The 11,055-nt window shown below is 62.9% G+C and carries 10 protein-coding genes and 2 other annotated features (1 of these 12 only partly in view); of the genes, 2 read left to right on the top strand and 8 right to left on the bottom strand.

Annotated elements, in window-relative coordinates; all coding sequences use genetic code 11:
• The first annotated feature begins 4 nt into the window (after nucleotides 1-4).
• The gene (locus JQM68_RS03675; RefSeq protein ID WP_235221566.1) at nucleotides 5-256 is read left to right on the top strand and encodes a hypothetical protein; all 252 of its coding nucleotides are present in this window, start codon (nucleotides 5-7) and stop codon (nucleotides 254-256) included.
• Between the two features lie 12 nt (nucleotides 257-268).
• Nucleotides 269-1,387, top strand: a complete 1,119-nt coding sequence (locus JQM68_RS03670; RefSeq protein ID WP_235221565.1) for a Coenzyme F420 hydrogenase/dehydrogenase, beta subunit C-terminal domain — start codon at nucleotides 269-271, stop codon at nucleotides 1,385-1,387.
• Nucleotides 1,388-1,450: 63 nt separating this feature from the next.
• Here the strand turns inward: JQM68_RS03670 and JQM68_RS03665 are convergent, their stop codons facing one another.
• From JQM68_RS03665 to JQM68_RS03630, 8 genes are all read right to left on the bottom strand, one after another.
• On the bottom strand, nucleotides 1,451-2,044 hold the full coding sequence (locus tag JQM68_RS03665) for a LysE family transporter (RefSeq protein WP_235221564.1): 594 nt from the start codon (nucleotides 2,042-2,044) through the stop codon (nucleotides 1,451-1,453).
• A gap of 25 nt (nucleotides 2,045-2,069) precedes the next feature.
• A complete protein-coding gene (locus JQM68_RS03660) occupies nucleotides 2,070-3,275 on the bottom strand; it encodes an ATP-binding protein (protein WP_235221563.1) in 1,206 nt (401 codons plus the stop codon).
• Complete coding sequence (gene ilvD / locus JQM68_RS03655; protein WP_235221562.1) at nucleotides 3,275-4,933, bottom strand: dihydroxy-acid dehydratase; 1,659 nt, start codon at nucleotides 4,931-4,933, stop codon at nucleotides 3,275-3,277. The genes JQM68_RS03660 and ilvD overlap by 1 nt, the downstream gene beginning before the upstream one ends.
• 73 nt (nucleotides 4,934-5,006) lie before the next feature.
• The gene (gene ilvC / locus JQM68_RS03650; protein ID WP_235221561.1) at nucleotides 5,007-6,026 is read right to left on the bottom strand and encodes a ketol-acid reductoisomerase; all 1,020 of its coding nucleotides are present in this window, start codon (nucleotides 6,024-6,026) and stop codon (nucleotides 5,007-5,009) included.
• A 122-nt stretch (nucleotides 6,027-6,148) separates the two neighbouring features.
• Nucleotides 6,149-6,396 (bottom strand) — a binding site (T-box leader).
• 68 nt (nucleotides 6,397-6,464) lie between these two features.
• On the bottom strand, nucleotides 6,465-7,535 hold the full coding sequence (gene leuB, locus JQM68_RS03645) for a 3-isopropylmalate dehydrogenase (RefSeq protein ID WP_235221560.1): 1,071 nt from the start codon (nucleotides 7,533-7,535) through the stop codon (nucleotides 6,465-6,467).
• A gap of 2 nt (nucleotides 7,536-7,537) precedes the next feature.
• On the bottom strand, nucleotides 7,538-8,029 hold the full coding sequence (gene leuD, locus JQM68_RS03640) for a 3-isopropylmalate dehydratase small subunit (RefSeq protein ID WP_235221559.1): 492 nt from the start codon (nucleotides 8,027-8,029) through the stop codon (nucleotides 7,538-7,540).
• On the bottom strand, nucleotides 8,026-9,294 hold the full coding sequence (gene leuC, locus JQM68_RS03635) for a 3-isopropylmalate dehydratase large subunit (protein ID WP_235221558.1): 1,269 nt from the start codon (nucleotides 9,292-9,294) through the stop codon (nucleotides 8,026-8,028). The genes leuD and leuC overlap by 4 nt, the downstream gene beginning before the upstream one ends.
• Before the next feature lie 15 nt (nucleotides 9,295-9,309).
• Nucleotides 9,310-10,821, bottom strand: coding sequence for a 2-isopropylmalate synthase (locus JQM68_RS03630; protein WP_235221557.1), 1,512 nt, complete (start codon nucleotides 10,819-10,821; stop codon nucleotides 9,310-9,312).
• A gap of 70 nt (nucleotides 10,822-10,891) precedes the next feature.
• Nucleotides 10,892-11,055 (bottom strand) — a binding site (T-box leader); it runs 93 nt beyond the window's last position.

The following is an 11,055-nucleotide window of genomic DNA, read 5'->3' as shown; positions in this document are numbered from 1 at the left end:
AGCGATGATTACTGTAAAACTCCTTCATCCCACCATGGACCGGCAGATGACTCTGGAGCTGCCCCGGGAGACGAAATTCTCCGACCTGACTCCCATGATGTATGAAAAGGACTTTGTGAAGCCCCAGAAGCCAGGCTACCGCTTCATCTACCAGGAGCATCTGTGCGGCATGGCCCATGAGCTGGGCGACTACATTCCGGAATCCGCGTCCGAGATCGAGCTGAAGGTCTTTGACATTCCGGTCATCATGGTGTGAGGAGGTAGAACGATGTTAAGTACGATCGCATTGGATACCCAGGTCATCAAGCCGGGCCTCTGCACCGGCTGCGGTGCCTGCCAGGGTATGTGCCCCTATTGGGATTCCGTGGAGGGCCGGACCCTCTGCTACTTTGACTGCGAGCGGAAGGACGGCCGCTGCCAGGGCTTTTGCCCCCGGATGCCCACCGACCTTGACGCGCTGCGCAGGCAGTTCTTCCCGGCGGATACCATCCTGCCGGAGATCGGCCCCTTCCTGGGCCTGTACCTGACCCGGGCCGCGGACCCTGCCATCCGGGCCGGCGCCCAGCACGGCGGAACCATGACCGCCCTGGTGGAGCTGGCCATCAAAGAGGGCTTCATCGACGCGGCGGTCATGACCCGCTCCCAGGGCGGTCTGGAGCCCGAGGGCGTCCTGGCCACCACCGCGGAGGAGGTCCGCGCCTGCTCCGGCAGCAGCTTCCAGGTGCCCCCCACCCTGGCGGTGCTGAACAAAGCGCTGCGGGAAGACCGCTACCACAGCATCGGCGTGGTGGGCACGCCCTGCAAGACCCTGGCGGTCTATAAGATGAAGTCCAAGCCCCTGACGGAGAACGACAACCACGCCGACAACATCGGCATGGTATTCGGCCTCTTCTGCGGCTGGGGCCTGGACTGGGAGGGCATCCGGGACCTGACGGCCAAACACGCCGACCCCGCGAAGGTGTCCCACATGGACATTCCCCCCAGCAAATACCACTCCCTGGAGCTGCGGGAGAACGGCGAGACCGTATCCGTCAACCTGGACGAGGTGACGCCGCTGGTGCGGTCCGGCTGCCGCTACTGCACCGACATGACCGCCGAGTTCGCCGACCTCTCCGTGGGCGGCGCCCGCAGCGCCGACGGCTGGGACGTGGACAAGGGCTGGAACCAGGTCATCGTCCGCTCCGAAAAGGGCATGAAGCTGCTGGAGCTGGCCCGGGAAAAGGGCATCCTGGAGTTCAAGGACCCCCCGGAAACCGGCCTGGACAAGCTGAAGGGCGCCTCTCTCGGCAAAAAGCGCACGGGTCTCAAGAACCTGCGTGGGCTGACCGGAAACGAGGACGACCTGGGCTATCTGAATCCCAGCAAGGAGCTGTTCCAGGAGCTGTAAGCATCCCATTTATCTGCAAAAACTCCCCGGTCCGTTTGGACCGGGGAGTTTTTTGATGTCTTTTTACACGGAGACGATCTTCCACGCGCACCACACCAGCAGCAGCGCCATGACGGTGTTGATGACCTTCGCGTACTTCTTGTAAAGCGGGAATAAGATCGTGCCCAGGGTGGCCCAGATGAGGTTGCCCGTTCCGGCGCAGGCCGTCATAATGGCGGCAAAGGCCAGGACGCAGCCCACGTGGAAGCCGTAGGGCAGAATAAAGCTGGAATAGAAGGCAATGCCCAGCATCATAATTTTGATGTTCAGAAACTGGAGCAGAAACCCGTTCACATAGGTCAGGGGCCTGGAGGTATCCGCCGTCCCGTCCCCGGTCTTGCGGGTGAGGGTCTTGTACGCCAGATAGAGCACATAGGCGGCACCCACGTATTTTGCCACCGGGACGATCTGGGGGATCAGCTCGCCCAGAACGGCGCAGCCGAAGCCGCAGATCAGCATGACGGTCAGCAAGCCCGTCCAGATGCCGAGGATCAGCGGACGGCACTTGCGGAAGCCGAAGGTACTGGTGCTGCTGAGCAGCAGGATGTTGTTCGGCCCCGGCGTAAAAGTCGTGGCACAGGCAGAGAGCGCCAGCTCCCAGAAAACGGCTGCGGTCATAAAGCGTCCCTTCTCTTTCTATGTGTCAGTCCTGCACCCCGGCCTTGCACAGCTCGATGAACTGCTTGGCGACCCGGGCGCTGCGGCCGCCCATGCGGATGGCAAACGCCTCGCTGCGGACGTTCAGCTCCCGTTCATCCATATCCAGGCCGTACTGCTTAGCAAGCTCCTGCACGATATACAGGTAGCGGTCCCGGTCGGGGCTGGCAAACGTAATGGTCAGGCCGAAGCGGGCGGACAGGCTCATCAGCTCCTGGCGGGTGTCGCTCTCGTGGATGTCGTCGCCGGAGCGGTCCGTCAGGGTCTCCTTGATGAGGTGGCGGCGGTTGCTGGTGGCGTACACCGCGATGTTGTGGGCCCGGCCGCCCACGCTGCCCTCCAGAATGGCCTTCAGGGCGGCGAAGTTGTCGTCGTTGGCGGTGAAGCTCAGATCGTCGATAAACAGGATGAACTTCAGGGGGTTGGCGGCCAGGGCGTCCATCAGGTCGGGGATCTGGTAGAGCTGGTTCTTCTTGACCTCCACCAGCCGCAGGCCCTGGTCCGCGAAGTTGTTGGCGATGGCTTTGATGGCGCTGGACTTGCCGGTGCCGGCGTCGCCGTACAGCAGGACGTTGTTGGCGGGCTTCCCCTCCAGCAGCGCGCGGGTATTGGCGATGACCTTCTCCCGCTCCTTCTCGTAGCCGGGGAGCTCCTCCAGCTGCTGGGGGTCCGGGTGCTTCACCGGCACCAGCGCTCCGTTCTCCACGGTGAACATATGGTAGCGGGCAAAGATGCCGTAGCCCTTGGAGCCCACCTCCCGGAGCCGGACGGCATAGTCCGCCGCGATGTCCCGGGCGGAGATATTCCAGCTCTCGTGGTACACGTCGGGGTCCAGATACTCGGCGCCGTGGATAAAATCCTCCAGTGTCAGCCGGGACAACTCGTTGAGAAACTCCAGCTCATGCTCCATATGCGCCTTCAGCAGGGGGTTCAGGGTCTCCGGATCGTGCTGGCGAACGCAGACGTTCTCGTTCTCCATGACGATCTCATACAGGTAGTCCGTCCAGTTGTCACAGCCTCTGCTGAACAGCACGTACTCAAAAGCGGCGCAAGCTTCCACAAAGTCATCCTCGGTGCCGCTGCAGCGGGCTTCCAGCATGCGGCGGAGCGCCTGCACAGCGGGATCGTCCAGCAGGCCCCGGAAAATGACCAGGCTGATCAGCCGGCGGCGAATGGTATTCAGGCTCTTCATTACTTCAGAACAGCTCCTTCATCGGCGCTGGTGACCATGCGGGCGTAGCGGCTGAGCCAGCCGGTGGTGATGTTGGGCGCGGGCTGGACATAAACGGCCCGGCGGGCGGCCAGCTCCTCGTCGGAGACCAGCAGGGTCACGGAGGCGTTGGGGATGTCGATGGCGATCTGGTCGCCCTCTTTCACCAAACCGATAGGCCCGCCGGAGGCCGCCTCGGGGCTGACGTGGCCGATGGAGGCGCCCCGGCTGGCGCCGGAGAAGCGGCCGTCGGTGATGAGGGCCACGGTCTTGTCCAGGCCCATGCCCGCCAGGGCGGAGGTGGGATTCAGCATCTCCCGCATGCCGGGGCCGCCCTTGGGGCCCTCGTAGCGGATGACCACCACGTCGCCGGGGACGATCTTCCCCGCGTAGATGGCGGCGATGGCCTCCTCCTCGCTGTTGAACACCCGGGCGGGGCCGGTGTGGGTCTGCATCTCCGGGGCCACGGCGCTGCGCTTGACCACGCAGCCGTTGGGGGCCAGGTTGCCCCACAGGATCTGCAGGCCGCCGGTGGTGCTGTACGGGTCCTCAATGGGCCGGATGGCGTTGTGGTTGAGGTTCTTGGCGCCCTGGATGTTCTCGCCCACGGTCTTGCCGGTGACGGTCATACAGTCCAGGTCCAGCAAACCCTGCTTCGCCAGCTCCGCCTGGACGGCGGGGATGCCGCCGGCGGCGTACAGGTCCGGCATGTGGGTGGGACCGGCGGGAGCCAGATGGCACAGGTTGGGGGTCTTGGCGGAAATTTCGTTGAACAGCGCCAAATCTACGGGCACACCCGCCTCATGGGCGATAGCCAGCAGGTGCAGCACCGTGTTGGTGGAGCAGCCCAGGGCCATGTCGCAGGTCAGGGCGTTGCGGATGCTGCGCTCGTTGATGATGTCCCGGGCACAGATATTCCGGCGGACCATCTCCATGATAGCGGCGCCCGCCTGACGGCCCAGCTGGAGGCGCTTGCTGTAAGCGGCGGGGATGGTGCCGTTTCCGGGCAGTCCGATGCCGATGGCCTCGCACAGGCAGTTCATGCTGTTGGCGGTGTACATGCCGGAGCAGCTGCCGCAGGAGGGGCAGCAGTTCTGGGTGCACTCCTCCAGCTTTTCCTCGGAGATCATGCCCGCCTTGTAGGAGCCCACGGCCTCGAACATCTTGGAGAGGCTCACCTCCTGGCCATCGTAGCTGCCCGCCAGCATGGGTCCGCCGGAGCAGACCACGGCGGGCACGTTCATACGGACGGCGGCCATGACCATGCCGGGCACGATCTTATCGCAGTTGGGCACCAGCACACAACCGTCGAACTGATGGGCCAGGAACATGGTCTCCACGCTGTCGCAGATCAGCTCCCGGCTGGCCAGGGAGTATTTCATACCCACATGGCCCATGGCGATGCCGTCGCACACGCCGATGGCGGGCACCATGAAAGGCGTGCCGCCGGCGGCCTCGATGCCGCTCTTCACGGCCTGAGTCAGCTTGTCCAGGTTCATGTGGCCGGGAACAATGTCGCTGTGGGCGCTGACCACGGCGATCAGGGGCTTTTCCAGATCCTCGGGCGTGTAGCCCAGGGCGTAAAACAGGCTGCGGTTGGGCGCCCGCTCGGCGCCCTTTGTCACATTGTCACTGCGCATGGCGTTCTCCTCTTTCCGATTCGCTGGCAGGCCGGAGGCCCTTGGGCCCCGGCCTGCACCGCGGATTTTGTGTTTATTTCTTCAGCCAGCTCATCATGGCCCGGAGCTGGGCGCCCACCTTCTCGATGGGGTGCTCGGCAGCCATGCGGCGCTGGGCCAGGAAGTGGGTGCGGCGGCCGCCGTTGGGGTTCATCTCGGTGAGGAACTCAGAGGCAAAGGTGCCGTCCTGGATCTCCCGCAGGATGTTCTTCATCTCCTTGCGGGTGTCCTCGGTGATGAGGCGCTTGCCGGTGCGGTAGTCGCCGTACTCGGCGGTGTTGGAGATGGAATAGCGCATCTTGGCGAAGCCGCCCTCGTTGATGAGGTCGATGATGAGCTTCATCTCATGGCAGGTCTCGAAGTAGGCCATCTCAGGCTCGTAACCAGCCTCCACCAGAGTCTCGAAACCGGCGTGGATCAGCTCGCACACGCCGCCGCACAGCACGGCCTGCTCGCCGAACAGGTCGGTCTCGGTCTCCTCCTTGAAGGTGGTCTCCAGGATACCGGCACGGCCGGCGCCGATGCCGGAGGCATAGGCCAAAGCCACGTCCTTGGCCTTGCCGGTGAAGTTCTGCTCCACGCAGATCAGGCTGGGCACGCCCTTGCCCTCCAGGTACTGGCTGCGGACGGTGTGGCCGGGGCCCTTGGGAGCGATCATGATGACGTCCACATTGGCGGGAGGCACGATGGTCTTGAAGTGGATGTTGAAGCCGTGGGCGAAGGCCAGGGTCTTGCCCTCGGTCATGTAGGGGGCCACCTGCTTGTTGTAGATGTCGGCGCACAGCTCGTCGGGCACCAGCATCATAACGATGTCGCCGGCCTTGGCAGCTTCTTCCACTTCCATCACGTGGAAATTGGGGCAGGTCTCGGCGAACTTGGCGGCCTTTTCCCAATGGGCGGAGCCCTTGCGCAGACCGACCACAACGTTCACGCCGCTCTCGGCCAGGTTTTCGGAATGGGCGTGGCCCTGAGAACCAAAGCCGATGACGGCGACGGTCTTGCCGTCCAGCATTCCCAGATTGCAGTCGGAATCGTAATACTTCTTGATAGCCATGATTGAGTTCTCCTTTTTCTTTTTGGTGTTTTTGTTTGTTATTGTTTTTATGGAAGGGGAATCGCGTTGATGGTTCCGGCCGAAAGAGCGGAAAAATCAAAAACGCCTTTGCCTCCTGCAAATCAAGAGGCAAAGGCGTTAAAACCTTCACGGTACCACTCTTGTTAACGATGCGTCGCCGCGTCGTCATCTCAGCAGGCTCCAACAAGCCCTGCACGGTAACGGGTGCGTCCGGCTCTGCCTAACGGTTTCCCCTCAGCAGGCTACTCCGGGATGATTTCGTCCCCTCCGACGCTTATTGCCTTGCACCGACCGGCAATTCTCTGAAAGCGGAGCGAAGCGGATTACTTGTTCCCTTCATCATATTTCTTGTGGGTGATTCTGCCATAGAAGTTTGCAAATGTCAAGCTTAATTTTTCTGATGTCAGACATCAGCAGTCAGATACGACTGCGGATCTCCGCGCCCATCTCCCGGCAGCCGACCAGCGTACAGCCCGCCTGCATGATGTCGCCACAGCGGATGCCCGCCTTCAGCGTCTGGTCCACGGCGGCCTCGATGGTGTCGGCCTCCGCCGCCATGTCGAAGCTGTACCGCAGCATCATGGCCGCCGCCAAAATAGTGCCGATGGGGTTGGCCTTGTTCTGGCCCGCGATGTCCGGGGCGGAGCCGTGGATGGGCTCGTAAAGGCCCCGGGTGCCCTCGCCCATGCTGGAGGAGGGGATCATGCCGATGGAGCCGGTGATCTGGCTGGCCTCGTCGGAGAGGATGTCGCCGAACAGGTTTTCCGTCACGATGACGTCGAACTGGCTGGGGTCCCGGACGATCTGCATGGCGGCGTTGTCCACATACATGTGGAGCAGCTCCACATCCGGGTACTCCTCCGCCACCTCGCTGACCACCCTGCGCCACAGCCGGGAGGTGTCCAGTACGTTCGCCTTGTCGATGGAGGTCACCCGTCTGCGGCGTTTTTGGGCCATCTGGAATGCCACATGTGCCACCCGGCGGATCTCATGCTCGGCGTAGGCCATGATGTCGGTGGCCTTCTGCTCGCCGTCCACCTCGGCGGTGGAGTGCTCGCCGAAGTATACGCCGCCGATCAGCTCCCGGACCACCACGAAGTCAATGCCTTTTGCCGCGATGTCCGCCCGCAGGGGGCAGGACGCGGAGAGGTCGGAGAACATCCGGGCGGGCCGGACGTTGGAGTACAGTTTCATAGCGCCCCGGAGCTTCAGCAAGCCCCGCTCCGGGCGGTTGGCGGAAGGCTGGCTGTCCCACTTGGGGCCGCCCACGGCGCCCAGCAGCACGCTGTCGGCGTTCAGGCAAGTCTCCAGGCTGGAGTCCGGCAGGGGCACGCCGAAAGCGTCGATGGCGCAGCCGCCCATGGGAGCGTCTACATAGGTGAAGGTGTGGCCGAACTTGGCAGCTACGGCGTCCAGCACGCCCATGGCCTCGGTCACGATCTCCGGGCCGATGCCGTCGCCCTTGATGATGGCAATGGTCTTTTCCACGCTCAGCCCTCCTTTGCCTTCAGGGAGGCCATCAGGCCGCCCTTGGCGATCATGTCCTTGATAAACGGCGGGAAGGGCTCCGCCTGGTAGGTCTCGTTTTTGGTCACGTTGGTGATGACGCCGGTGTCAAAGTTGACCTCCACCTCGTCGCCGTTTTCGATGCCCCGGCTGGCGGCGGGACACTCCAGAATGGGCAGGCCGATGTTGATGGCGTTGCGGTAGAAAATGCGGGCAAAGCTGGCGGCGATGACGCAGGAGATGCCGCTGGCTTTGATGGCGATGGGGGCATGCTCCCGGGAGGAGCCGCAGCCGAAGTTAGCCCCGGCCGCCATGATGTCGCCGTCCTTCACCTTGGTGATGAAGGTCTTATCGATGTCCTCCATGCAGTGGGAGGCCAGCTCCCTGGCGTCCTGGGTAGCCAGATACCGGGCGGGGATGATGACGTCGGTATCGACGTGGTCCCCGTATTTATGTACGATTCCGTGTGCGTTCATTTGTTCACGACCTCCTCGGGATGTGCGATATGGCCCATAATGCCGGATGCCGCCGCCACAGCGGGAGAGGCCAGATAGACCTCGCTGTCCACATGCCCCATCCGTCCCACGAAGTTGCGGTTGGTGGTAGAGACGCACCGCTCTCCGGCGGCCAGAATGCCCATGTAGCCGCCGAGACACGGCCCGCAGGTGGGGGTGGAGACGATGCAGCCCGCGTCCAGGAAGATGTCGGTGTAGCCCCGGTGCATGCACTCCCGGTAAACGTTTTGGGTAGCGGGGATGATGATGCCCCGGACGCCGGGAGCCAGACGGCGGCCCTTCAGAATTTCAGCGGCGGCGGCCATGTCGGGCAGCTGGCCGTTGGTGCAGGAGCCGATGACGATCTGGTCGATGGCGATGTCCTTGCCCTCCCGGGCGGGATGGGCGTTTTCCGGCAGATGGGGGTAAGCCACGGTGCAGTCCACCCGGGAAAGGTCGATCTCCACCGTGCGCTCGTACTCCGCGTCCTCGTCCGCCTCATAAGCGGTCCAGGGGCGGTCAACGCGCTCCGCCACATAAGCCCGGGTCACATCGTCCACGGGGAAGATGCCGTTTTTCGCGCCGGCCTCGATAGCCATGTTGGAGATGGTCAGCCGGTCGTAGATGCTCAATTCCGCCACGCCGGGGCCGGTGAACTCCAAAGACTGGTACCGGGCGCCGTCCACGCCGATCATGCCGATGAGGGTCAGGATGACGTCCTTGCCGGAGACATAGGGGCGGAGCTTCCCGGTGAGGTTCACTTTGATGGCGGAGGGCACCTTGAACCAGGTCTCCCCCGCCGCCATAGCAGCGCCCATGTCCGTAGAGCCTACGCCGGTGGAGAAGGCGCCCAGGGCGCCGTAGGTGCAGGTGTGGGAGTCGGCGCCGATGACGGCCTCGCCGGGAGCCACCAATCCCTGCTCCGGCAGAAGGGCGTGCTCGATGCCCATGGTGCCCACATCGTAGTAGTGGTCGATGTCGAATTTCCGTGCAAAGGTGCGGCACTGCCTGCACTGGGTGGCGGCCTTGATGTCCTTGTTGGGGGCGAAGTGGTCCATCACCAGGGCGATGCGGCTCTTGTCGAACACCTTGTCGAAGCCCGCCGCTTCAAACTCATTGATGGCAACCGGAGTGGTGATGTCGTTGCCCAGCACCAGGTCCAGTCTGGCCTGGATGAGCTGTCCGGCCCGCACGCTGTCCAGGCCCGCGTGCTTTGCCAGAATTTTCTGCGTCATGGTCATTCCCATTGTTTTGTTCTCCTTTTAAGCGGTCGCTTCCATCATCTTGTTGATGCCGTTGACGTAGGCCCGGATGGAGGACTCGATGATGTCGGTGGAAAGGCCGGTGCCGGTGTAGCGGCGGCCGTTGGGGGCTTCGATCTTCACCACGGCCTCGCCGATGGCGTCCTCGCCGTCGGTGACGGCGTTCAGGCTGAAGCTGTCCAGCTTGATGTCCAGTCCCAGCATCCGGTTGATGGCCTTGAAGGAGGCGTCCAGGGGGCCGGAGCCGATGGCCACTTCCTCCATCTCCTCTCCGGCGCGCTTGAGCTTCACGCAGGAGGTGTTGGGCACGCCGTCGCCGGCGTTGACCACATGACTCACCAGCTGGCAGGTCTCATAGCTGGCGTTGTGGCGGTGGAGCACCAGGGCCTCCAGGTCGGCGGTGGTGATGTTTTTCTTTTTGTCCGCCAGGATCTTGAACCGGGCAAAGACCTTCTCCAGCTCCTGGTCGCTGAGCTCATAGCCCATGGAGGCCAGCTTATCCCGCAGAGCGTGCTTGCCGGAGTGCTTGCCAAGCACCATGGTGTTCTGGGGGATGCCCACATCGGTAGAGTTCATGATCTCGTAGGTCTGGGCGTTGGCGATGACGCCGTGCTGGTGGATGCCGGACTCATGGGCGAAGGCATTGGCGCCCACGACGGCCTTGCTGGGCGGGATGGGCACGCCGGTGATGTTGCTGAGGAGCTTGCTGGAACGGTAGATCTGCTTCGTATTGATGCCCGTCTCGGCGTCGTAGAAATCCCGGCGGGTGTGGAGGGCCATCACGATCTCCTCCAGGCTGGCGTTGCCCGCCCGCTCGCCGATACCGTTGACGGTGCACTCCACCTGGGTAGCGCCCGCCTTGATGCAGGCCAGGGAGTTGGCCACCGCCATGCCCAGATCGTCATGGCAGTGGACGGAGATGTCCACGTTCTCGATGCCGGCCACGTTCTGGCGCAGGTAGGTGATGAGCTCCGCCATCTCCTGGGGGGTGGAATAGCCCACGGTGTCAGGCACGTTCAGGGTGGTGGCGCCGGCGGTTACGGCATTGGTGTAGCACTGGGCCAGGAACGCCCAGTCGGAGCGGGAGGCGTCCTCGGCGGAGAACTCGATGTCCTCGCAGAAGCTCTTGGCGTAGCCCACCATATCGGTGATGCGCCGGAGCACCTCCTCCGGGGACATCTGCAGCTTGTATTTCATGTGGATGTCGCTGGTGGCCAGGAACACATGGATGCGGGGGTGCTTCGCGCCCTTCACCGCGTCCCAGGCGGCGTCGATGTCGCCCTTCGTGCAGCGGGCCAGAGACGCCACGGTGCAGTCAGTCACCGCTCCGGCGATGGCCTGGACGCTCTTGTGGTCCATGGGGGAGGCGATGGCAAAGCCGGCCTCAATGATGTCCACACCCAGCTTTTCCAGCTGCTTCGCCATCTCGATCTTCTCAGAGAGGTTCATGCTGCAGCCCGGGGACTGCTCGCCGTCTCTCAGGGTGGTGTCAAAAATCTTGATATGCTTCATGGTCTGATTCCTCCTGCTTTCTATCTGCAAAAATTATCCCAAACAAACAAAAAAGCTTTCGTCTCTTCAAAGAAGAGACGAAAGCTGAACTTCCGCGGTACCACTCTCATTGGCATAAAAAATGCCCGCTTTCGGCATCGGCCCGGCTCACGTCCGGACGAATCCCGCCTCTTTGGTAACGGTGAGGAAACCCGTTCCCGCCTAAACATGCGTCTCAGCGGAACTACTCAGGGG

The organism is Oscillibacter valericigenes (assembly GCF_021531435.1).
Lineage (GTDB): Bacteria > Bacillota > Clostridia > Oscillospirales > Oscillospiraceae > Oscillibacter > Oscillibacter valericigenes_B.
This window is presented reverse-complemented; position numbering and strand designations above follow the sequence as displayed.